This window comes from Mycobacterium sp. 852002-40037_SCH5390672, assembly GCF_001665875.1.
GTDB lineage: Bacteria > Actinomycetota > Actinomycetes > Mycobacteriales > Mycobacteriaceae > Mycobacterium.
Genome location: NZ_LZTA01000059.1, coordinates 25,153 through 47,771 on the forward strand (window position 1 = coordinate 25,153; position 22,619 = coordinate 47,771).

Here is a 22,619-nt window from a genome sequence, read left to right on the forward strand (position 1 = left end):
ATGAACGAACCGTGTCCCTGTGGCAGCGACAAAGGCTTTCGCACCTGTTGCGGGCCTTTACACGATGGCGAGCTGCAGGCCCGCACGGCCGCGGAGTTGATGCGTTCGAGGTATTCGGCATTCGCCTATGGTGACGTCGACTATCTGTTCCGCACATGGCATCCGCGCACCAGACCGGCCGACGTGACCGTCGATCCCGGCATCATCTGGACCGGCCTCGACGTGAGCGACATCGTCGCGGGTGGTCCAGACGACGATTTGGGGGAAGTGGAATTCACTGCCCGGTTCGAGTCCGCGGGCCGCCCCGGCAGTCTGCATGAGCGCAGCCGCTTCCAACGCCGCGCCGGCCGATGGTTTTACCTCGACGCGGTCGCGCAAGATTCGTAGCCGACGCGTTCAACGCAGACGTCAAGCGGGCGGCCGGAGAGACATTCCGCGTGACTCCGCCCGCCCTGCCCTGACTTCCGCCGCTGCTTCGCCCGTCTAGAGGCCTGGCCTTCTTGGAGCGAGTGACGGGATTTGAACCCGTGTGTACGGCTTTGCAGGCCGCTGCCTAGCCACTCAGCCACACCCGCACAAGTCGCTACCCTGCCAGCGCACGCAGCTATAGCCCAGAGTTTTCCTCGGCCCGATCATTTCGTTGACCGGCAGTGCGGCAACAACCCGGCGCCGAGCCGATCAGAGGCCGATGTAGACCGCCTTGGTGTTGAAGTAAGCCTCGATGCCCTTGCGGCCGCGCTCGCCGCCCCAACCCGATTGCTTGTGGCCGCTGATCGGCATCGAGGGGTCCGCCGCGAGCGAGGAGTTCACCCAAATCTGGCCCGCGCGAAGCTCATTCACAACGCGATGGGCGCGGCTGAGGTTTTCGGTCCAAATCGACCCGGCCAGCCCGTAGTGAGTGTCGTTCGCGGCGGCGATCACCTCGTCCTCGTCGTCGAACGGGATCACACAGCCCACCGGCCCGAAGATCTCCTCTTTGATGAGCCGCATGTCCGGTGTGGTGTTGGTGACGATCGTTGCCTCGTAGAAGTAACCCTTGCGGTCCATCGGCTTACCGCCGGTGACCACCTGCGCGCCGGCGGCCACACCGTCGTTGACGATGCCTTCCACGCGTTTGCGCTGCTTGTCGCTGATCAGCGGCCCCAGCACCGAATCGGGATCATCGCTGCCCCCCATCGGCAGCATCTGGGCGAACCCCGCGAGGCCTTCGACCACCTTGTCGTAGATGCCGCGCTGGACGTAGATGCGCGAAGTGCAGGAGCAGTTCTGCCCCGACCCGGCGAGCAGGCCCATGCCCGCGCCCATGATGGCCTTGTCGAGGTTGGCGTCGTCGAACATGATCAGCGGCGACTTGCCGCCGAGTTCGAGCGTCAGTCGCTTGAGGTTTCCCGCGGCCGCCTTCACGATCAGCCGCCCGACCTCCGTCGACCCGGTGAACGAGATCTTGTCGACGTCCGGGTGTGCGGTGAGCGCGGCGCCCGTCGTCTCGCCGTAGCCGGTGATGACGTTCAGGACGCCGTCGGGCAGACCCGCTTCACGGAAGATCTCCTCCAGCTTCAGCGCGGTCAGCGGCGTCTCTTCGGCGGGCTTGAGAACCGCGCTGCAACCCGCCGCGAGCGCGGGCGCGACCTTGAGCATCGCGACGAAAAACGGCCCGTTCCAAGGGATGATGAGGCCGACGACGCCGACCGGCTCGAGCTGGGTGAAGGTGTGGTAGGTCTCCCACGTACCGAGCAGACCGTCGGACACCAGATTGGCCGACTCCCCGTGGATTTTGCCGACCCAGCCGGCGTAGTACTTCAGCATGTCCACCGACACCGGGATGATGTGACGCGCGGCCGTCGTGTTCATGCCGTTGTCCTGGGCTTCGAGCGCGGCGAGCTCGTCGGTGCGTTCTTCGATGATGCGCGCGGCGCGGAAGAGGACGTTCGCGCGGTGCGACGCGGGCGCCTTGCGCCACACACCGGACTCGAAGGTCTCGCGTGCCCGGGCCACCGCCGCGTCGACGGCCGCCTGGTCGGAATCGGGGACTTCCGCGATCTGCTCCTCGTTGGACGGGTTGAAGACCGCAATGGTGTTACTCAATGTTCCTCATGGCCCTTCGCTCGCGGGAAATGCTGTCGTCGCGCGACAGAGGTTACGCGCTTAACCAAATGGTGTCCAGTACGCGTGCGGGTCATGCCCGGGTGTAAAACACAAGTCGATTCTGCTGGTCACCGGGGTGCTGGAGAGGGAGTCATGAATTGTTGGTCGCGGTGTGATACCCCTGCCCGAAACCACGAGATGACGGCTAGATTTACCCGTATGCGGGTTGTTCGTCTGTTCGGTGTGGTCCTGACGATCCTCACGGCGGGACTGCTGTGGGCAACCCCGGCCGGCGCCCAGCCGCCGGCCAAGCTCACCGACCACATCACTGACAGCACCGGGGTGCTGACGGCTTCGGACCGGGCAGCGGTCGGCTCGGCGCTCGACCGGCTTTACCGCGACCGGCACATCCAACTGTGGGTGGTCTACGTCGACAACTTCTCCAGGTTCAAACCCGACAACTGGGCCGACCGGACCCGCAGCGCCAGCGGGATGGGCGACCACGACGTGTTGCTGGCCGTGGCCACCAACATCAAGTTGTACGCCTTCAGTGTGCCGCCGCAGGTGCAGGGTATGACGTCGGCCGAATTGAACAGCTTGCGCAGCAACCAGATTGAGCCCGTGCTGGGCGCTAAAGACTGGGGCGGTGTGGCGGTCGCGGCGGCTGACGGGTTGGACAAATCGGCGAGTCCGCCAAAGCCGGCCAGCTCGTCAAAATCGGGCTGGCTGCCGATCGCGATTGGCGTCGTTGTCGTCGTGGTCGTCATCGCGCTGCTCTTCCTGCTGTTTCGCGCACGCCGCCGCCGGCACGCCAGCACTGGCGGTGGGCAGGTGGCCATTGAGGGCGATCATTCGTTGCCGCAGGCGTTGTCCACCGCGGAGGGCAGATTGCGCCAAATCTCCGACTACATCGCGAGGCATCGCGCCAACATCGGTTCCGAAGCGCAGGCCCGGCTCGACGACGCGAAACGACATTTGGCAGCGGCGCACGGCAAAGGAACGAGCAATGACGCCGAAGCAATCGCTTACGCCAACAGGGCTTCGACCCTGGCGGCTCAGGCGCAAACGCTGGCCAACGCCGACGTCCTGGCAGCGCACCGCACGCCACGACGACGAGGCGGCGCAGCGACGCGGTGATCGGTGGGGTCGACATCGGCGACCGCTGAGCCGCAGGCGTTTTGGTGTGTGGAGCATCACGCGCGCGTCCGTTAGCGGTAGGAAGCGCGCAGCAGCGCCGGCGCCCGTTCGACGGTCTCCTCCAAATTCCGCGTCGCGTCGACCCGCAGCACCGACGGCAACTCATCGGGAGGCGTGAACGCGGCTCGCAGCTCGGGCCACAGCTCGATCCGCGCATCCGAGACGACACCTTGTTCCGTGGCGCGCCGCTCGAGTCGCGCGACCAGGGTGGCGTCGTCCGCGTCGCACAGGATGACGCGGAGATCGGCGCCCAGCCGAAGGCGTGTGTCATGGTCCCTCGCCGAACGATTGCAGGCGGTTTTGGGGGTCGTCAAGGGTCTTCAGGCCCCGGCCAAAGCCCTCAGCTGCCCACTTCGGTGTGCAGCCGCGACTGCACGACGCGCGTGCCCTCGAAAGTGAATTTGTGCGCGGGATGTCGCAGGGACTCGATGGTGCCATCCGTATGGATGATGACCCCGCCGCCGGCGGGGATCCCGAGCCCGGTAGCCGACCCCTTGAGCGTGTGAATCGCCCGCGATAGCCGCGCCCACCCGGCCCGCTCGTCGTGTGCGTCGATGACCACGGGGGCTAGGTTGAAGACGTCGAGCAGCTCGGTTGTTTCGGACTCCGGCGTCTCGACGATCCCATAGCGTCCGAGTTGGACCGCGCCGGCCGAAATGCCCACGAGGAGAGCCCCTTTGGTATGCCGGTCCAGAATCACGTCCTTCATGCCGGTTTTCTCGAACGTGTTCCAGCCCAGACGCACATCGCCGCCCGCGAGGACGATCAATTGGGCACGTTCCAGGAAGGCGCGAGCGTCGGGGCCGAACGACGAATCGACCATGCGGCGGTCGGTGATTCCCAGGGAATCCATTGCCGCTTCGAAGATTTCGTAGAACTCCGGGCCATCCCCGTTGGAGGCGCCGATATAGGCTGCGCTCAGTCGCCTGTCCCGGTCTAATCCATCGAGGGCTGCCTCGAGAAGCAGCCGATCGTCACGCTTCCAGAACAGCAGCTGACTGTCCGCCAGCAGATAGAGCGGTTGGCGTCGTGGCGCTGTCACTTTGGCTGGTCTTCGACGATGAGTTCGTCGAACTTCGCGAGTGCTGCATCGAGATCTGTCTCATCGAAAAGCTCGCAGCGGTTGATGCGGTCGCCATCGATAGCCAGGACCTGGATCATTCGCCACTCGGCGTCGAGTCCTTCTGGTGAGGTCCCTTGCGCCGCATAGGTGGCGACCGCTCCGAAACTGATTAACCGATGCACCGCCTCGATGTGGATCCTAAAGTCCGGAGTGAAGTCCCAGAGGGCGCGCATGGCTGTTTGCGGATCGCTCGCATCGATTGCAGCGAGCTGCCGGTGGTCCATGGTGATCCAGTCCGCTGCGAAGAGTTCATGGTGGTCAAACGCGGCGCATTCCCGTGCGATAACCGACCAAGTATGTGCGCATTCCTCGGATTCTCCTGCGAGATAACGCTTGTCGAGCTCCACAAAGGCAGCGTCGACGTCATCGACGTCGAAAAAGACGTGGGCCGCAATCCGCCCGTCGGGGTCGGTCTCGGCGATTCCCAGCATCTCGACGACGAATTCCCCCTGCCGCAAGTCGGGGTTAAAGGAGCGGATACGGATCAGAGCGAGGCGCTCCCCGCGAGTTGCGATGACTGTCAAAGTTACGTGCGCGAGGCCCTCGGCCAGGGCTTGCATGTTTGCTATCACGATATCGCGACCGTCCCAGAAGCCGACATTCACCACTCGACGACGATCGTCGACGAAACTGTTGTCGGCGAGGATCTCGGCTACCGCCGCCCAATCACGGGTTCCCGAACGTGCAAAGAGTTGGTCTTCCGCCCTGCTTGCTGCATTATCCAGTCGCCGTGCCGGGCGGTGCAGCTCGTCGAACCTTAAGACCGCGGCGTCGACGTCTGTCTCGTCGAAGACCTCGCAACGGGTGAGTCGATCGCCGTCGACCATGTGAAGCATCACCATGCGCCATTCGACGTCTAGGCCATCGGGCGAGGACCCGTGTGCACAGTTGGTGATCACCGCCCCGAAACTGTTGAGTTGATGGACGGTTTCGATATGGACCTGGAAGTCCGGCGTGAGATCGAAGAGGGTGTGAATGGCTGAGGTCATGTCGCCGGCAGTGAATGGTGTGCCTCGCCGGTGGTCGATGGTCACCCAGTCCGCTGGGGGAAGTTCATGCCGGTTGAACATCACGTGGACGCCGGCTATCACAGACCACGTATCTGCATGTGCAGCTGCTTCGCCTGCGACGAATCGGGCGTCAAGTTCTTTGAACGCCGCGTCACTGTCGTCCAGGTCGAACACGACGCGCGCCACGGCCCGGCCGCCGGCGTCGAGTTCTAAGATGTCAAGACCGACCACGTAAAATCCATCGGATCCTTGGTCGGAGCCAGAGGCTTGGACACGGCTGAGGACGAGGCGCGCCCCCCGAGTCGCGATCACGTCCGCCACCAGGTCAATGTCGAGCTCCGCCAGCGCCGAAATCGCGGCGATCACAGCATCTTTACCATGCCGGAGGCCGGAATTCACTACTCGGCGACGGTCTTCGGTGCAAACGTTGTCGGCGAACATCTCGGTTATCGCTTGCAAGTCGCGACCTGCGTAGCACGACCTGAATCGCTCGTACAGTCGGCTTGCCGCATTTTCCGGTCGTCGTGCCGCCTGATTCGTTTCAAATTGGTTGAGGGCGCCCGTCAGGTCTGACTCGTCGAAAAGCTCTGTGCGGGTGATTCGGTCGCCGTCGAACATCACAACGTCGACTACCTGCCATTCGGCGTCGAAGCCCTCTGGTGAGGTCTCGATTGCCACGTGGGTTACCACCGCGCCGCTGCTGCTCAGCCGGTGCACAGCCGCAATGTAGATGCGCCCCTGGGGCGAGGGTTCCCAAGCAGCAAGGAGATACGCTCCCAAATCTCCCGCGCCGATCGGTGCGAGTCGTCGGTTGTCGATGTTCACCCAATCAGGTGTCGTCACAGGGATTTCCCGCCGGTTCAACGCCGCGAAGGCCTCTGTCAAAATCGACCAGGCGCGGGCGTGAGGGGCAGCCTCGTCGGCGAGATACCGCGCATCGAGTTCGGCAACGGCGTCGTCGAAGTCGTCGACGTCAAACACGACGCGCGCCGCGATTCTCTCGTCGGCATCGATCTCAACGACCTCAAGGGTCTCGGTGTGGAAGGCCTCGGGTCGCTGGTCGCGGCCAAATGTTCGGAACCGACTGAGGACGACGTGCTGTCCGCGGGTTGCGATGACGTCGGAAACCGCGGTCGTCACGCCGATTGCAACAAGCGCTCGGATCTCGGCGATCACGGCTTCCCGGCCTTGCCGCACTCCCATACCGACCACCCGCCGGCGATCATCGTGGGAGATGCCGTCGGCCAGTCCATGAGCCAGACCCTCCCAGTCGCGGGCAGCGAACAGACCCTGGAACCGCTTGTTCGCACGGCTTGCCGCATTCTCAAGTTGCGGCACTGGCCGGGTCAGCTGTTCGAACCGCGCGATCGCGGCGTCAATATCGTTCTCGTCGAACATTTCTAATCGATCGATCAGATCACCCGTGACCGTTTGTACGTTGATCACACGCCATTCGGCGAGGGAAACGTCGTGCGAAGTCTCATGCGCCATGTGGGTGACGACCGCTCCGTGGTCGTTCAAACGATGCACCGACTCGATGAAAACGCTCAGATCAGACGGACGATTCCACGCGGCGCTGAGCCACTCGGGCATTTCACCGGGCGCAATCGATATCCCTCGCCGGCGATCGATGTTCACCCAATCCGGCGTGGTCGGGAGCGCTTCTCGCCGATTGAGCGATGCGCAGCTTCGCGTAATCGCCGACCACGTGCGTGCGTAGCCTGTCGCTTCGCCGGCGAGGTACCGCGCGTCGAGCTCCTCGAACGCAGCGTCGATGTCGTCGGGGTCGAACATGATGAGTGCCTTGAGCCGTTCGTCGGCGTCGATCTCGACAGCGTGGAGGGCATGGACGTAGAACGTCTCGGGTTTCTCGTCGCCCTGCGAGAACCGCGCATGGATGAGGGCGCAGTGCTCTCCACGGGTGGCAATGGCGTCAGACGTTGCGTGCGTGATTCCGAGGTCGGCGGCCGACCGCACATCTTCGATCGAGGCGTCTCGGCCCCGCTGCACACCGGCGTTCACCACTCGGCGGCGATCTTCGTTGTGAACGTCATCAATGAGTGTGTCCGCCAAAGCGTCCCAGTCGCGCGCCGCAAAGCACGCTTGCATGCGTTCGTACGATCGGCTAGCTGCGTTCTCAAGCCGCCGCGTCTTCGGCTCGAGCCCATCAAACCTCGCGATCGCGGCATCCAGGTCTGCCTCGTCAAAGACGTCGGTCCGAGTGACCATGTCGTCTTCGACCGCGAAAACCGCGATCCCGCGCCACTCCGCCTCCAGACCCTCTTGCGAGGTCTCATAAGCCGCATATGTGATGACCGTTCCGACGTCGCTCAGCCGATGCGCTTGCTCGGCATAGATGTTGATGTCTTGCTCGAAGTTCCACCCGGCGTCGATGTATGCCGTCACGTCGCCCGGCCCGAACGCTGTCTCCCGTCGGTGGTCGACGTTGACGCAGCCGGGCTTGGTCAATGGTGGCTCGTGTCGGTTGAGCGCTGCGTAACTTCCCGCGACGGCTGACCACGTGCGCGCATGCGGCGCGGCTTCGCCGGCGAGGTATCGGCGATCGAGTTCGGCTACGGTGGCGTCGAAGTCGTCGAGGTCGAATACGACGATCGACGTGATCTCCTCGTCGGCGTTGATTTCGACGATATTGAAGGCATCGTTTTGAATCGTCTCGGGATCACGACCGGACGCGCGTACCCGAGTGAGGGCGAGCCGCTCGCCCCGGATCGCCACGACGTCCACCATCCATATCGTGAATCCGAGGTCGGCAGCCACCTGCAGATCCTCGATCACGGTTTCTCGACTACCTCGGTCTCCTGCATTTACCACCCGCCGGTGGTCGGCGCCGGAAAGGCTGACGGAAACAATCGCTGCTACGGCGTTCCAATCGCGGGCGGCGAAGTACGACCAGAAGCGTTCGTATGCGCGCGTTGCGGCGTTTGTGAGCTGTCGCACCTGTGGCGTCTCTTCGAAACGTGCATGCGCTGCATCGAGTTCGGCGATCGCCGCGTCGATGTCTTCAACATCGAACCAGATCTGCAGCGCGACTCGACCCTCTTGGTCGATGGCGTACAGCTGAAGAAATTCGTCCGGCGGCGCTCCGGGCGTCGCGTCGCCAGTGGCCACCATCAATCGAGAGAGAGCCAGCCGCTCGCCTCGAGCGGCTATCGTGACATGGTCGATCCGCATGGCGTCCGTCTCGAGATCGTGCCTCACCGCATGTCGCACCCAGTCCGATGCGAGCGTGTTGCCGACGATCTTTCGGCGACTCTCGATCGAAGCCTCGGGTGCGAACAGCAGCTCGAGCTCGTCCCAGTCCTCGCGATGAATAGCAGCCAGCACGCGTTCGCCCACGCGCGCGCACGCGTTGTCAAGCTCGACGGTCGGTTTTTCGGCTAGACCCGGCGCGCTCGGCTTGACCTGCGCGCCGAGAATGTCGCGCGCCATGTCGGCAAGGGCCGCAGCGCCTTTCCGCTCGTAGAGGCCGATCGCTTGCTCGGCAGCGACTCGTGCCCTCGCGATGTCGCCTGCGGCCCTCAGAACCGTTGCCAGCGTCAGGCAAGCGTCACCGTGATCGACCAGGGCGTCAGTGCGCTCGGCCAACTTCACTGCAGCCTCGGCAACCTGCCGAGCCGCATCGTAGTCATTGCCGCGTGCCAGCAAGTGTGCCCTAAGCGTGCGCCACGCTATCGACGCCTTCAGCGCGTGGCCGGCGAGACGCTCACTCTCCGTGCATAATTCGCCCGCCTCAGACTCCCGGCCGAGCGCCAGACATGCACGGCCCAGCAGCGCGGCGGTCTCGGCCGTGTCAGCGTCCAGGCCCAGGCGCCGAAAACCGCTGTATGCCTTGCGCAGATGCGGCTCCGCGGCGGCAGCATCGCCGACTATGAGTTCGACGATGCCGGCGAACTGCTCAACTTCCAGCCGCGCGTGACGCAGGCCGAGCTCGGTGACCGTGCGTCGGGCCGAGTCGATCATCCGCCGGGCCGCCGCCGCACGGCCGCGAAACGCCTCCAACACGGCTTGGCATCGCGTCGAGGTCGCCTCGACGGCCGGGGAGTCGGTCGTGATCCGAAGCAACCGCACGACGTCAAGACACCGTCCGCCCGCACGCGGAACCGGATTGGGGCCCCACAGCGCCGCGAGCGGAGCACCCGCCAGCACCGCGTTCACCCGGCGGTGTTCGCGCGCGCGCCGCGCCGCGGTCAGGGCGTCGTCCAGGGCGACCTCGCAGTCACCGATTCGCCCAAGACGAGCGAGGCACCCGGCGCGAACGGTGTGCGCCTTGGCTTCTCCCGCAGCGTCGTCCAGTTCGGCGAGTTTGGCGGCGGCCGCACCTAAGGCGGCTTCGACCTCGTCCAACCGCTCGGGGTGAACCAACATCGACAGCTGACCATCGAAGCATGTCGCCCAGGCCGCCAGTCGGGCCGAATCCACTGTCGCTGCTTGTAATAGAGAGACCGCACCAGCTGCGGTGGCCACGTCGCCCGCGGCCAACAAAGCCTCGCAACGCGCGACCAATAGCTCAACGGTCTGGTCGTCACGGTCGGGGAGCTCGTCGTCGATCTCCTCCAGCGCATGCAGGGCGCGGTGGTAGAGGTCGGCGGCGCCTTCGTAGGCGAGTCGTGCCATCGCCTGGTCAGCGGCGCGCCGGCAGTAGGCGACCGCCTTGGCTGCGTTTCCCGCCCAAGCACATTCGAAATAGTGATAAGCCAGTTCGGCCAGCAGCTCATCGTCGGCGCCGGGCAACATCTCGAGGGTTGTGGCGATGCGCTGGTGCAATCGCATGCGCCGCACGGACGCCAGCTCGGCAAGTAGGGACTGTCGAACGATGGCGTGGTTGAACCGGTAGAACCCGCCGGGCTCTTCGATGACGATGCCGGCTTGGCGCGCTTCGTCGAACGCATCGATAAGGTCGCTTCCAACCACCCGTTCGACCAGTTCCAACGCAAACCGGCTGCCGACAACCGCGGCTGCGGCAAGGGCTTTGTTGGTCTCGGCCGGAAGCCGAGAAAGCCTGCGGCTGACGGCTTCCCGCACGCCCTGAGGCAGGGTGCTTTGGTCCCACACGCCGCCGCTCTCATCGACATGGCGCAGGGCCTCGATGAGGAAGAAGGGGTTACCGCCCGTGACCGAGGCCAGTGCGTGCGCGAGTTCCTCGTCGTCGTAGCCGGCCTCGGCGACGTAGGTGGTCACTTCGTGCTCGTCGAGGCCGCTGAGGCTGAGCCGATTGGCTGTGCCATCGCGGTGAAGATCGGCGAGCATCGCCGCCAGGGGGTGGGCGCGGTCGAGATCGGTGCTGCGGTAGGTGCCAACGATCTGGAGGCGGGCGTGGTCCCCGAAGCGCAGCAGATGCCGCAGGAGGAGCAGCGTCGGCTTGGCCGCCCAGTGCAGATCGTCAAGGACGAGAAGGACCGGGGCGCTCTTGGACGCGGTTTCCAGTAGCGCAACGACGGCATCGAAAAGCGCGTAGCGCTCCGTGTCGGGATCCGATTGGGGCGTGCGAGCCAGATCGGGCACGACATCGGTCAACCCGGGCGCGAGTGACAGCAAAGCCTCGACACCGCGCAACCCTCTCAGCCTGTCAGCGCCCATACACGGCACGAGCGAACGCAACGATTCCGCGAACGGCTGATACGGCGCGCCAAGGTCCTCGTCGCAACGGCCGTACAGCACGACCGCTCCTTGCTCGTACGCCCGCTGCGACCACTCGCCGGCCAGACGTGTCTTGCCGACACCGGGTTCACCTGCGACCAGCACCATGCGGACACCGCCGGCCAGCGCGGTCTGCCATGCGGACAGCAGCCCTTCGAGTTCGCGGCCACGTCCGACGAATGGCCCCGGGCCCACCAGTACCGCGGGAAGGGCGGGACGCTTTAGGGGCACTGCTTCGGGTACGTGCGATTCTTGTTGCTCCGCAGCGGTTTCCAGTCGCAGTTCGAAAACATGCTCGGGGCGCGCGAGGTTCTTCAGCTGACGCATCCCCAGATCGGTGAGCATGACGTCGTCGGCCAGCGTGTCGATGACGAGTTCGGCGGTCGCGCCGGAACAGAGGATCTGGCCACCCTCGGCCAGTGACCGCAGCCGCGCGACCCGGTTTACTGCCCTGCCGAAGTAGTCGCCGTCCCGAAGCTCGACCTCGCCCGTATGCAGTGCCATCCGGACACGCACGGGGTCGCGCGACGTCCACGGCTCGTGCGCGATCGCGTCCTGCAGCTCAACGGCAGCGGAGGCGGCCGCAGAAGGCCGGTCGAAGACCGAAAACGTCGCGTCGCCTTCACCGCGCGTTTTGATCAGCCGTCCTCCGCGTGACGTGACCACCTGTTCGACCAGCTCGTCGTGGCGTGCGAGCGCCACCGCCATGGCATCGCCGTTCGACTCCCAGGCGGCTGTCGACCCCTCGATGTCGGTCAGAAGAAAAGTTACGGCGCGCGTCACCGACGGAGCATGTTGTGCCACAACGACATCCAGTGAGGCGTCCTGTGCGACGATCGCTGCCTCGAGGCGACGAAGTTTCGGCCCCGGATCGACCCCCAGCTCGTCGGCAAGCAGCGATCGTGCCCGTTGATAGGCGCCCAGGGCCTCACCTTGTCGGCCGGCCCGGTAGAGGGCGAGCATCAGCTGGCCCCATCGCCTTTCCCGCAGTGGGGCCTCAGCGACTGCGGCCTCGAGGTCGCCGATCACTTCCGCGGCGCGACCCGTGGCAAGCAGCGCGTCTGCTCGATCCTCAACCAGCGCGGCGTGGCTCTCGATCCACCGCGTCTTTTCCGATGTTCCGCGCCGGCCATCGGGAAGTTCGGGGGTTCCGCGCCAGAGCGCAAGGGCCTCCTCGAAGCGGGCCACCGCTTGGCTGGTGTCGCCCGCCGCGGCGGCGTCGCGGCCCAGTCGGGCCGCCGATTTGTAACGAGACGCATCAACCTCGCTCTCGGCGAGGGTCCAACCCGCACCATGCGTCAAGACAAAGCCGTCGCCCAGGGCGCGGCGTATCGAGGAGACGTGGGTCTGCAGGGCTTTGGCGGCGGTGCGCGGCGGGTCCTCACCCCAGAGCAACTCGACGAGCGTGTCGGCCGGAACTACGGAGCCTCCGTGCAGTCCGAGCATCGTGAGGATGGCGCGCGGCTTCGCGCCCGGTATAGCGACGGGCGCCCCGTCTTGCCGGACCTGGAGAAGTCCCAAAACCCCCAGTTCCACCGATGAAAGCGTACTCACGTCAGCTATCTTCGGCGGGACAATTCAATACCTGGTCAAGATCGGGTAAAGCCATACTGCCTGCAGTTCGTTCAGCGCCCGCAACCTTCATGTGAGCTCGGCAAATGTTGGCCAGCTACTGAGCGAGTACTCGCCAATCCGTGCACCAGGGAGCGCAGCGTGGTACTGGGGTCGTGCGGTCCAGGCATCGGCGTACAACCGACCCGTTACCGTGGGTACCTATGGACAGCGACCGGAGTGACTCCGCCTTCACTTGGCAGGGCCGGCGCGAACTGGTGAGTCGAATGCATGACCAGCTCGATGAGCTGGTGGCAGCGCGCGACCAGATGGAACAACTGGTGCGGGTCATCGTCGAGATCGGCTCCGATCTGGAGATGGATGTGACGCTGCGTCGCGTCCTCCAAGCGGCGATGGAGTTGACCGGCGCCCGCTACGCCGCCCTGGGCATACGCGCCTCGGACGGCGCGCTCGTTTCTTTCGTGTGTGCGGGAATCGACGCCGACATTGCGCGGCGCCTCGGCGATCTTCCGGTCGGTGATGGTCTGCGCGTCGATGATCTGAGCACCCATCCCGACACCGCCGGGATGGGCGGACACGAACCGCCGATGCATGCGCTCCTTGGCATCCCGATTACTGTGCGGGCGGCCAACTTCGGCATCCTGTATTTGGCCGACGACCGGCCGGGTCGAGTCTTCTCCGACTCGCAGGAAGGCGCCGTACGAGCGATGGCCACGGCGGCGGCGGCCGCCATCGACAACGCCCGACTTTTCGAGCGAGAGCGTGAAGCGGCGAAATGGACGAAGGCCAGTCGCGAGATCACGACCGCGTTGCTGTCCGGCGACCCGCAGACGGGTCCGTTGCAGCTCATCGTGAACCGGGCGCTGGAGCTGGCCGGTGCCGAACAAGCGATCTTGCTGGTTCCCCGGGAGCCGGAAGTGCCAGTGGAAGAGGTCGACACCCTGGTCGTGGCCGCGACGGCGGGCCGGTACTCCTCGGAGGTGATTGGCCGGCAGGTTCCGATGGACGGTTCGACAACGGGTGGCGTTGCGCGCCGCGGCCTGCCGCTGATCACTGATTCCTTCGAATACCCGATCGAGGGATTCACCGACGTCGGTGAACGCTCGGCGATCGTCATGCCGCTGATTGCGGACGGTGCGGTGCTTGGCGTCATCGCCGTCGCGCGCGATCCGCATCAGCCCGTGTTCGGCAACGATTACCTCGATCTGGTCAGTGATTTCGCCCGGCACGCGGCCATCGCATTGGCACTGGCCGCGGGTCGCGAACACGCGCTCAACCAGGAGTTGGCCCAGGCCGACACGGTCGAGGACGCGTTGCACGCCGCCGCAGAGGAACTGCGCCGGTTATGGCGGGCGCGCCGCGTTCTGGCCGTCACCTTCCCCACGCAGAGCTCGTCCGCGGAAACGGCGTTCGGTGCACCCCAGGTGGTGTCGGTCGGCGAGCCCACACCATGGGCCGAGCTGCCACTGCACACCCAGCAGGCGCTCACCTCACTGCGCGACGGCGATCTCCTCACTTCCAGCGCGTCGCAGCCCGGGACGGCGGGCATCGCGCTGCAGCACCCCGAGGGCGTGCTCGTCGTGTGGATCGATCTGGCCGACCAGCGCCCGTTCACCCTCGAGGACCAGACTTTGCTCACCGTCTTGGCCGGCCGCCTCGGTCAGGGTCTGCAGCGGGTGCACCAGGTCGACCAGCAGCGCGAAACCGCGCTGGCCCTCCAACACGCGATCCTCGGCCCCGCTGATCTGCCCGCCGGATTCGCGGTGCGCTATCAGGCCGCAACGCGACCCCTACAGGTGGGCGGTGACTGGTACGACATTGTCGACCTGGAAGACGGACGCATCGCCTTGATCGTCGGCGACTGTGTCGGACATGGCCTTGCCGCCGCCACCGTGATGGGCCAGGTGCGCAGTGCTTGCCGCGCGCTGTTGTTCGAAAACCCAAGTCCCGGTGCAGCTCTCGCGGGGCTGGATCGCTTCGCCGCGCGGTTGCCCGGTGCCCAATGCACCACCGCAGTCTGCGCGGTGCTCACTCCCGAAACCGGTGAACTGGTCTACTCCAGCGCCGGTCATCCGCCGCCCATTCTGGTGCACGGCGACGGCAGCACCCAGATGCTCGACGACGGCCACACCATCGCATTGGGGATACGGGGTGACTGGCCCCGTCCGGAAGCCCGCGTGACCATCCCCGCGCGTTCGACACTACTGCTCTACACCGACGGTCTTGTCGAACGTCGCCGCGTTCCGCTCGACCATGGCATCTCCCGCGTCGCCGGCGTCGCGGAGGATTCCCGCGCTTTGACACTGGACGATCTGGCGAACCAGGTCATGTCACGCGTGGCGCCGAGCGGTGGGTACCAGGACGACGTCGTGCTGTTGCTTTATCGCCACCCGGCCCCGTTGGAGTTGAACTTTCCCGCCGACGTCAGCCAGCTTGCGCCGACCCGCAGCGCCCTGCGCAACTGGCTGACCAGGGCCCGGTTAGACCCCGACCAAACCCTGAACGTGCTCGTCGCCGCCGGGGAAGCTGTCGCCAACGCCATCGAGCACGGTCATCGCCACAGACCCCAGGGCACAATTCGCCTCGGCGCGATCGCAACCGGCGACGCGGTCCAGTTGACGATCACCGACACCGGCTCGTGGAAGGCTCCGCAACCCGCTTCTTATCCGCACCGCGGCCGGGGCATCCCCCTCATGCGAAGTCTCATGCACGACGTCGACATCCGGCCCGACAACGACGGCACCACAGTTCACCTATCGACGAGGATCACCTGATGACGACCCCGCTCACGCTTGACACCGCGCGCGGCAGCGACGGGAAATTCATGCTGGTCGTCGCGGGGGAAATCGACTTGAGCAATATCGATGCGTTCAACGTGGCTCTGGCCGGCGCCACCACCGAGGCCACCGGCAGCGTCGGCGCGTTACTGGTCGACCTCAGCGCGGTGGAGTACCTGGACAGCGCCGCGATCAGCGCCCTCGCCGCCCACGCAGATCGCATCGAGCTCCTCGCCAACCCGATCCTGATGTCCGTCCTGAGAATTAGTGGCCTGAGCGAACTGACCACGATCGAACCTGCGCCGCCGACCGCGGGGCTGTGACGAGCGGCAGTGTCCGGCAGAAGTTGATCGGTAGAGTCAATCTTCCTGCGACACAGCGTAAGTTCGGCGGATCCCGGCCGAGGCCCGCGCCGCATGCAACGATGGCGTAATGGGTGACGACGCGCAGAGCGCGGAACGTGAATTCAACGAGCAGAACATCGACGAGTTCCGCCGCAATGGCGGCAAAGTGGGCGGGCAATTCGAGGGATTCCCGCTGCTGCTGCTGACTTCGACCGGAGCGCGCAGCGGCGCCCAACGGGTCAATCCGGTCGCCTACTTCGACATCGACGACAAAATCTATGTCGTCGGTTCCGCGGCGGGCCGGGACAACAATCCCGCCTGGGTGCACAACATTCGCGCCAATCCTCGCGTGTCCGTCGAGATCGGCTCCGAGGCTGCGAAGCCCGCGACCGCACGCGAATTGCCGCGTGACGAAAGGGATTCGGTCTATTCGGTTGTGGTCGAGCGTGCCCCGGGGTTCGGGGAATACCAGCAACGCACCGATCGGCTCATCCCGGTCTTCGAATTGATGACCGACTGAAGGCTCGCGCCCGCAACGGCATTCAGGCTCACCACTTCGGCACGACAACGGGGTTGATTGCCGCACAATGATGAACGCGGGTTCGGCCGGATGCGACCAGTCATCACACGCCTGCTTGCCCGAACGCACAAAGGGAGGTCGGCGATGAGACATTATCTGCGGCGTTGCGTGGTCGGTGCGGTCGCTCTCGTGTTGGCCGGGTTGCCGGTGACAGTGATCGCAACGCCGGCGATCAACCGGGCCGATGGTGAATGCGCCCCGGGGTGGGGCTGGAGCGCCGAGCTGAACCAATGCGTGTTCTTGCTCCCGGCGGCAAACGGGCCGGGCGGGCCCGGGGGACCGGGCGGCCCCGGCGGTCCTGGCGGGCCCGGGCGCCCCGGACCACACTAGGAACGCCGCCCGGCTGCGGCAACGCGACGCTCTTGCTGGCGAAATAGCTGGGCGGCGGACACGGGGGAACTCCACGCGTCCGCCAGTCGTTATACCGGCTAAGTAACCTGTGATTCCGAGGGAGACAACAGCCGCATGCCACGCACAGACAACGACACCTGGGATTTGGCCACCAGTGTGGGCGCGACCGCCACGATGGTCGCAGCCGCCCGAGCGATCGCGACCAACGCCGACAATCCGCTGATCGAGGACCGATTCGCCGAGCCGCTGGTTCGTGCCGTCGGGGTGGACTTTTTCACACGGTGGGTCTCCGGCGACCTGGCGGCCGCAGACGTCGACGACCACGAATCCGGCTGGAAGCTTGAGCACATGCCCGTCGCGATGGCGGCGCGGACCCGATTCTTTGACTCCTTCTTCCACGCCGCGACGCAGGCCGGGATCCGGCAGGCGGTGATTCTGGCGTCGGGTCTCGACGCGCGCGCCTACCGCTTGGCCTGGCCGGCCGATATGAGGGTGTTCGAGATCGACCAGCCGCAGGTGATCGAATTCAAGGCCGCCACGCTGGCCAAACTGGGCGCCGCCCCGCAGGCCGAGTTGCGTACGGTCGCCGTCGACCTGCGCAATGACTGGCCAAAGGCATTGGTAGAGGCTGGCTTTGACAAGAGTCGGCCCACCGCGTGGATCGCGGAGGGCCTCTTCGGGTATCTGCCGCCGGAGGCGCAAGATCGCCTGCTGGGCAACATCACCGAACTCAGCGCCGGCGGTAGCCGGCTGGCGTGCGAAGCTATTCCGGACATGTCAGAGGTAGACACGGAGAAAGCCCAGGAAATGATGCGCAGGGCCACCGCGAAATGGCGTGAGCACGGCTTCGACCTGGAATTCGGCGAGCTCGGCTACCAGGGCGAGCGCAACGACGTCGCCGTCTATCTGGACGACCTGGGATGGCGGTCGGAGGGCATCCGGATGACTCAGCTGTTGGCCGACTCCGGTCTTGACGCGATCCCGCAGACCAACGACTCCGTGTCGGTGGCCGACACCATCTACTACAGCTCGGTGCTGAACAAATGACCGCACCGCAGCGCCGAGGGCTCAACGAGGCCGTCACTCGGATGTGGAGCTTTCTCGCGCCGGCTTACGATCTGCCGTTCCTGCAACAGTGGGTGTACCGACCTCCGCACAACGAGGTGATCGCCCAGCTGCGCAAACACGGTGCTCGCAAGATCGCTGACATCGCTTGCGGCACAGGGATTCTTAGTGACCGGATCCAGCGTGAACTGCAGCCCGACGAAATCTATGGCGTCGACATGTCCGATGGCATGCTCGGGCAGGCGCGCGCCAGGTCGGATCGGGTCCAGTGGATGCGCGGCCCGGCCGAGCAGCTTCCCTTTGACGACGGTGCCCTCGATGCCGTCGTGACGACTTCAGCCTTTCACTTCTTCGACCAGCCGGCGGCGCTGCGTGAATTCCACCGTGTGCTGGCACCCGGCGGGCTGGTAGCCGTCTCGGCGCTGAGTACGCGGCAACGGCGGCTGCAGTCATCTGCGGACTCTCGGTGGAAGCCCCAACACAACGCATCCGCACCCGAGATGCGGACGTTGTTCGAAAACGCCGGGTTTGTGATCAGCGATCAACACCGGATTCCGCGACCGGTATGGACGCGCCTCGTGTCCGACCTGTTGACCGTCGGCATTAAAAACTAGGACCAGCACCGAGCGAAAACTCCTCGGCCGCAATGACATAAACGAACGACGACGCCCGCCTCGCCAAGCGGCGAAGCGGGCGTCGTGTCAGCTAACCGTCACAGCGGGATCCACACTCCGAAGAAGTCAAATCCCCACTGGTTGAAACCGGGGTTCCAATACGGCGTTTCGTTGTAGCCCCAGTAGTTGATCGGGCCGTAGTCCCAGTGCCCTCCGGGCGGGGGGAGCGGTCGATCCCATGCCGGCCGCGGCGGCTCGCCGGGCCCCCAAGGGCCAGGTCCATCGCCCCATGGTGCCCCGTGGAAGTAGCCCCGATGGTCGTCGCCGTGCCACGGGCCTCCGGGGCCGCCTGGGCCGCCGGGGTGATCGCCGGGGCCGCCTGGGCCGCCGGGATGATCGCCGGGACCACCTGGGCCGCCGGGGTGATCGCCGGGACCGCCCGGTCCGCCGGGATGATCGCCGGGACCACCTGGGCCGCCGGGGTGATCGCCGGGGCCGCCCGGCCCGCCGGGATGATCGCCGGGACCGCCGGGACCACCCGGTCCACCCGGTCCGCCGGGGTGATCGCCGGGACCACCCGGGCCACCCGGACCACCCGGACCACCCGGATCGTTGGGGCCAGTAGGCGGGTGGACGCCACCCGGCGCCGCCCCGCCATGATTGCCCGGAGGCTGTGGCGCCCCGGGAGCAGCGTTGGCAAACCCGGCGCCCATTCCCAGCGCCGCAGCGCTGAGCGCCCCGGCGATGGTCACCCCTCCGACAAGTTGCTTCAACTTCATGATGCTTCACCTATCCCTAGGGGTTTTTTGCAAGGGAATTCCTTGAAACACCCCCCGTTACAACCCCGACGCTAGATAGCTTTCCTATGGACGAGCTGTGACCCGCCGATGCAGAACTTTTGGCCGGGCCCAACCGCGACGCAGCCGTGAGTTCCCGCGCGGGCTCGTTTGGCAAGGCTATGTTGGCTAGTCGGCCAGGGTTTTCCTCTATATCGTTGCGGCCGTGTCGAGTGGGCCGCATCCGCACGAACCCCACGTCGGTTCGGTGTCGTCGAAGTTGAATTGGCTGCGCGCGGGCGTCCTGGGCGCCAACGACGGCATCGTCTCCACCGCGGGCATCGTGGTGGGGGTCGCGGCTGCCACCGCCGAACGCGCCCCGATATTGACCGCCGGAAGTGCCGGCCTGGTCGCCGGGGCGGTGTCGATGGCGCTGGGTGAATACGTCTCCGTGAGCACCCAGCGCGACACCGAGAAGGCGCTGTTGAGCCAGGAACGTCGCGAACTGCGCGAGGATCCGGCGGCCGAACTGGACGAGCTCGCCGCACTGTATGAAGCAAAAGGCCTGACGCCCGCGACCGCTCGCACCGTGGCCGAGGAACTCACCGACCACAATCCGCTGCTCGCCCATGCCGAGGTCGAACTGGGCATCAATCCCGAGGAGCTGACGAACCCCTGGCAGGCGGCGTCGTCGTCGGCGCTCTCGTTTGCGATCGGCGCGCTGTTGCCGTTGATCGCGATCCTGGCCCCGCCGACGACGTGGAGGATTCCCGTCACCGTCGCGGCGGTACTGGCGGCGCTGGTGATCACCGGTGCGGTCTCGGCCGGTTTGGGTGGAGCCCAAAAAGGCCGGGCAGTGCTGCGCAACGCGATTGGCGGCAGTCTCGCGTTGGCCGTCACCTACGTGATCGGTCATCTGGTGGGCGCCGCGATCGGCTGATTGCGGGACCGTCCGGCTGTCGCGGCGCGGTGCGCACGCAGTGACTGGAAGCGCAACTGTAACATCCACAGTTGCGGAACTCAGCTGAGCCCGCAATCCCATCACGCGAAGGGTCATACAGTGGCCGAGCCCAATATCGTGCCGAATGAAGCTCAATGGGCGGAACCGGCGCCGTACTTTGTGCGCGACGAAAACTACCTCGTCCCAACCAAAATCGCGCGCGGCGGATGGGGGCCCTCGCTAAGCGGCCATGTCGTCGGCGGACTACTGGCATGGGCGGTCGAGGATGCGGCCCAAGATGCGGAATTCCAACCGGCGCGCCTGACCGTCGACCTGCCGCGGCCCACGGCCTTGACGCCGCTCGAGGTGCACACCCGAATGCGGCACGACCGGCGTCGATTACGGCTGGTCGAGGCCGTGATCACCCAGGACGGCGACCCCGTGGCACAGGCGAGCGCACTGTTTTTGCGGCGCGGCGCGCAGCCCGACGGCCACGTCTGGTCGCCACCGGTGCAGATGCCACCGATCCCGCTGGACGAGGCCTACTCGACACTGTTCATGCGGACCTACGGCTGGGGCGCCGACGTCCAGAATCCGGATCCGGACTGGCCTCAGACAAATGGCCCGAAATACACGTGGATACACGAGACGCGCCCGTTGATCGACGACGAACCACTGACCGCCTTCACCCGCGTGGCGATGGCCGGCGACATCACGGCCTCGATTGCCAACTGGGGCACTAACTCCCTGCAGTTCATCAATGTCGACTACACGCTCACATTGAGTCGGCTGCCCGAAGGGGACCACATCGGGCTTGCCTCCCTGACGCATCACAGCCATGACGGGGTCGCCAGCGGCTCGGCGGTGCTGGTGGACGCGAAGGGGCCGATCGGCACTGGGGTATCGGTGGCCGTCGCGCACTCGGGATTTCGTCCCCCCTCTACGATGCCGTCAGCCGGGTGAGGATCGGAGGATCGGCACGGTGACGTTCTGGTCGTTGATCGCGGACGCGGCACACCGAGGATCGAACCGGCCACTCCTGGCCGACGAGCATGGCCGCAGTCTGACCGCGCGTCAGCTGCACGACGCCGCATGCGCAACCGCTGCCGCCCTCGCCGAACGAGGAGTCCGCGCAGGCACTGTCGTGTCCTGGCAGCTGCCCACGACCCTGGAAACCATGGTGGTGATGGCCGCACTCGCCCGACTCGGTGCGGTCCAGAACCCGATCATCCCGATCCTGCGGGAAAGGGAGGTTGGCTTCATCACCGGCCAACTGGACACCGAATTCTTTGTGGCGCCGGAGTTTTGGCGCGGGTTCGATCATGGTGGGCTGGCGCGGGCATTGTCGCGGGATAGGGGCTTTGAGGTGATCAGCCTCGACCTGGCGACCCCTCCGGCCGCCGGCGAGCTGCGGCTACCCGGCGCCGACACCGCCGCCCTCCAGTCGCCTCCGGGATCCGCCGACGACGCTCGCTGGATCTACTACTCCTCGGGAACCACCGCGACCCCCAAAGGGATCCGTCATACCGACACGTCGGTCATCGCCGGCTCGACCGGAGTGGTGGGCATGGTGGGAGCCACCAGCAGCGACGTCGATCCGATCGCCTTCCCGATCGCACATATCGGCGGGGCCGCGATGCTGGCCACCGCGTTGCTGACCGGCATGCGGTTGGCACTGTTCGAGGCGTTCGACCCGGCCACCACACCCTGGGCCATCGCCGCGCACAATCCGACGTTCCTGGGCACCGCAACACCATTCTTCGTCGCGTTCCTCGAAGCCCAATGGGCCCAAGGTGATCGGCCGCTGTTTCCCTCGGTCCGGGGCTGCCTGGCCGGAGGCGCGCCCGTCACCGCCGAACTGGGGCGTCAGGTCCGCGAAACCTTCGGCGTGGCTGGAATCGCCAATGCCTGGGGAATGACCGAGTTTCCGTGCGCGACCTCACCCTCACTGACCGCTGCGCCCGAGGTGCTCGACCATACCGTCGGGCCGCCCGTGCCGGGTGTCAGGGTCCGCACGGTCGACAGCCGTGGCGTCGCACTGGGTGCCGGACAGGAAGGAGAGCTACAGCTCAAGGGGCCCCAGTGCTTCCTCGGCTACGCCGATCCGAAACTTGACGCCGATGCCTTCGACAGCGACGGCTGGTTGCGCACAGGCGATCTCGGCCTGATCGATGCCGACGGCAATGTCCGCGTCACGGGTCGCACCAAGGACGCGATCATCCGCAATGCGGAGAACATCTCGGCCCTCGAAATCGAGAACGCGCTGGCCACCCATCCCGCCGTCGCCGATGTCGCCGTGATCGGGATTCCCGACCCGCGCACCGGCGAACGCGTCTGTGCCGTCGTGGTGCCCGCGACCCAAGGCGGCGTGTCCTTGGAATCTCTTGTGCGACACTGTCAATCACGGGGACTTAGCCGCTACAAACACCCCGAGCACCTGGTGGTCGTCGATACGCTACCGCGCAATCAATTCGGCAAGGTGATCAAAAAAGAGCTGCGCGAGTCCTTTGGGTGACTCTGGTAGGCC

General features: G+C 65.7%; 15 protein-coding genes and 1 tRNA gene. 10 read left to right on the forward strand and 6 right to left on the reverse strand.

Annotation, left to right across the window (positions count from 1 at the left end):
• Positions 1 to 387, forward strand: a complete 387-nt coding sequence (locus A5782_RS09500) for a YchJ family protein (RefSeq protein WP_067098480.1) — start codon at positions 1 to 3, stop codon at positions 385 to 387.
• A gap of 114 nt (positions 388 to 501) precedes the next feature.
• Here the strand turns inward: A5782_RS09500 and A5782_RS09505 are convergent.
• Positions 502 to 575 (reverse strand) — tRNA-Cys (locus tag A5782_RS09505).
• A gap of 103 nt (positions 576 to 678) precedes the next feature.
• Positions 679 to 2,085, reverse strand: coding sequence for an aldehyde dehydrogenase family protein (locus tag A5782_RS09510; protein WP_067098482.1), 1,407 nt, complete (start codon positions 2,083 to 2,085; stop codon positions 679 to 681).
• Positions 2,086 to 2,304: 219 nt separating this feature from the next.
• On the opposite strand from A5782_RS09510, the gene A5782_RS09515 reads away from it, so the two are divergent.
• On the forward strand, positions 2,305 to 3,222 hold the full coding sequence (locus tag A5782_RS09515; RefSeq protein ID WP_067098483.1) for a YgcG family protein: 918 nt from the start codon (positions 2,305 to 2,307) through the stop codon (positions 3,220 to 3,222).
• Between the two features lie 71 nt (positions 3,223 to 3,293).
• Here A5782_RS09515 and A5782_RS09520 read toward each other — a convergent pair whose 3' ends face one another.
• Genes A5782_RS09520 through A5782_RS09530 form a run of 3 tightly spaced genes read right to left on the reverse strand, consistent with a single transcriptional unit; the run spans position 3,294 to position 12,609 of the window.
• A complete protein-coding gene (locus A5782_RS09520) occupies positions 3,294 to 3,596 on the reverse strand; it encodes a hypothetical protein (protein WP_067098484.1) in 303 nt (100 codons plus the stop codon).
• Positions 3,597 to 3,622: 26 nt separating this feature from the next.
• On the reverse strand, positions 3,623 to 4,324 hold the full coding sequence (locus tag A5782_RS09525) for a Type 1 glutamine amidotransferase-like domain-containing protein (protein WP_067098487.1): 702 nt from the start codon (positions 4,322 to 4,324) through the stop codon (positions 3,623 to 3,625).
• Positions 4,321 to 12,609 (reverse strand): BTAD domain-containing putative transcriptional regulator, encoded by an 8,289-nt coding sequence (locus A5782_RS09530; protein ID WP_067098490.1) that lies wholly within the window; start codon positions 12,607 to 12,609, stop codon positions 4,321 to 4,323. Before A5782_RS09530 ends, A5782_RS09525 begins: the two co-directional genes overlap by 4 nt.
• Before the next feature lie 239 nt (positions 12,610 to 12,848).
• Here A5782_RS09530 and A5782_RS09535 point away from each other — a divergent pair, with 239 nt between their 5' ends.
• The 5 genes from A5782_RS09535 to A5782_RS09555 all read left to right on the forward strand — a co-directional run bounded on the left by A5782_RS09535 (position 12,849) and on the right by A5782_RS09555 (position 18,376).
• Positions 12,849 to 15,419 (forward strand): SpoIIE family protein phosphatase, encoded by a 2,571-nt coding sequence (locus tag A5782_RS09535; RefSeq protein WP_067098501.1) that lies wholly within the window; start codon positions 12,849 to 12,851, stop codon positions 15,417 to 15,419.
• Complete coding sequence (locus A5782_RS09540; RefSeq protein ID WP_067098504.1) at positions 15,419 to 15,745, forward strand: STAS domain-containing protein; 327 nt, start codon at positions 15,419 to 15,421, stop codon at positions 15,743 to 15,745. Before A5782_RS09535 ends, A5782_RS09540 begins: the two co-directional genes overlap by 1 nt.
• A 109-nt stretch (positions 15,746 to 15,854) precedes the next feature.
• Complete coding sequence (locus A5782_RS09545) at positions 15,855 to 16,286, forward strand: nitroreductase family deazaflavin-dependent oxidoreductase (RefSeq protein WP_067098507.1); 432 nt, start codon at positions 15,855 to 15,857, stop codon at positions 16,284 to 16,286.
• Positions 16,287 to 16,811: 525 nt separating this feature from the next.
• Entirely contained in the window at positions 16,812 to 17,744 is a 933-nt protein-coding gene (locus A5782_RS09550; RefSeq protein ID WP_067098518.1) for an SAM-dependent methyltransferase, read from the forward strand.
• Positions 17,741 to 18,376, forward strand: coding sequence for a class I SAM-dependent methyltransferase (locus tag A5782_RS09555; protein ID WP_067098521.1), 636 nt, complete (start codon positions 17,741 to 17,743; stop codon positions 18,374 to 18,376). Before A5782_RS09550 ends, A5782_RS09555 begins: the two co-directional genes overlap by 4 nt.
• Positions 18,377 to 18,474: 98 nt before the next feature.
• Here A5782_RS09555 and A5782_RS25325 read toward each other — a convergent pair whose 3' ends face one another.
• Positions 18,475 to 19,155, reverse strand: coding sequence for a chitin-binding protein (locus A5782_RS25325; RefSeq protein ID WP_082942854.1), 681 nt, complete (start codon positions 19,153 to 19,155; stop codon positions 18,475 to 18,477).
• Positions 19,156 to 19,378: 223 nt separating this feature from the next.
• On the opposite strand from A5782_RS25325, the gene A5782_RS09565 reads away from it, so the two are divergent.
• The 3 genes from A5782_RS09565 to A5782_RS09575 all read left to right on the forward strand — a co-directional run bounded on the left by A5782_RS09565 (position 19,379) and on the right by A5782_RS09575 (position 22,607).
• Positions 19,379 to 20,092: a VIT family protein gene (locus A5782_RS09565; protein ID WP_067098528.1), complete on the forward strand. Its 714-nt coding sequence runs from the start codon at positions 19,379 to 19,381 to the stop codon at positions 20,090 to 20,092.
• A gap of 120 nt (positions 20,093 to 20,212) precedes the next feature.
• Positions 20,213 to 21,055 (forward strand): acyl-CoA thioesterase domain-containing protein, encoded by an 843-nt coding sequence (locus A5782_RS09570; RefSeq protein ID WP_067098532.1) that lies wholly within the window; start codon positions 20,213 to 20,215, stop codon positions 21,053 to 21,055.
• 19 nt (positions 21,056 to 21,074) lie between these two features.
• Positions 21,075 to 22,607: a class I adenylate-forming enzyme family protein gene (locus A5782_RS09575; RefSeq protein WP_067098535.1), complete on the forward strand. Its 1,533-nt coding sequence runs from the start codon at positions 21,075 to 21,077 to the stop codon at positions 22,605 to 22,607.
• Positions 22,608 to 22,619 lie beyond the last annotated feature (12 nt).

What these genes read in the sequence shown, in the direction of transcription:
- A5782_RS09500 (WP_067098480.1), top strand. Translation starts at nt 1, where the DNA reads ATGAACGAACCGTGTCCCTGTGGCAGCGACAAAGGCTTTCGCACCTGT.
- A5782_RS09515 (WP_067098483.1), top strand. Translation starts at nt 2,305, where the DNA reads ATGCGGGTTGTTCGTCTGTTCGGTGTGGTCCTGACGATCCTCACGGCG.
- A5782_RS09535 (WP_067098501.1), top strand. Translation starts at nt 12,849, where the DNA reads ATGGACAGCGACCGGAGTGACTCCGCCTTCACTTGGCAGGGCCGGCGC.
- A5782_RS09540 (WP_067098504.1), top strand. Translation starts at nt 15,419, where the DNA reads ATGACGACCCCGCTCACGCTTGACACCGCGCGCGGCAGCGACGGGAAA.
- A5782_RS09545 (WP_067098507.1), top strand. Translation starts at nt 15,855, where the DNA reads ATGGGTGACGACGCGCAGAGCGCGGAACGTGAATTCAACGAGCAGAAC.
- A5782_RS09550 (WP_067098518.1), top strand. Translation starts at nt 16,812, where the DNA reads ATGCCACGCACAGACAACGACACCTGGGATTTGGCCACCAGTGTGGGC.
- A5782_RS09555 (WP_067098521.1), top strand. Translation starts at nt 17,741, where the DNA reads ATGACCGCACCGCAGCGCCGAGGGCTCAACGAGGCCGTCACTCGGATG.
- A5782_RS25325 (WP_082942854.1), bottom strand. Translation starts at nt 19,155, where the DNA reads ATGAAGTTGAAGCAACTTGTCGGAGGGGTGACCATCGCCGGGGCGCTC.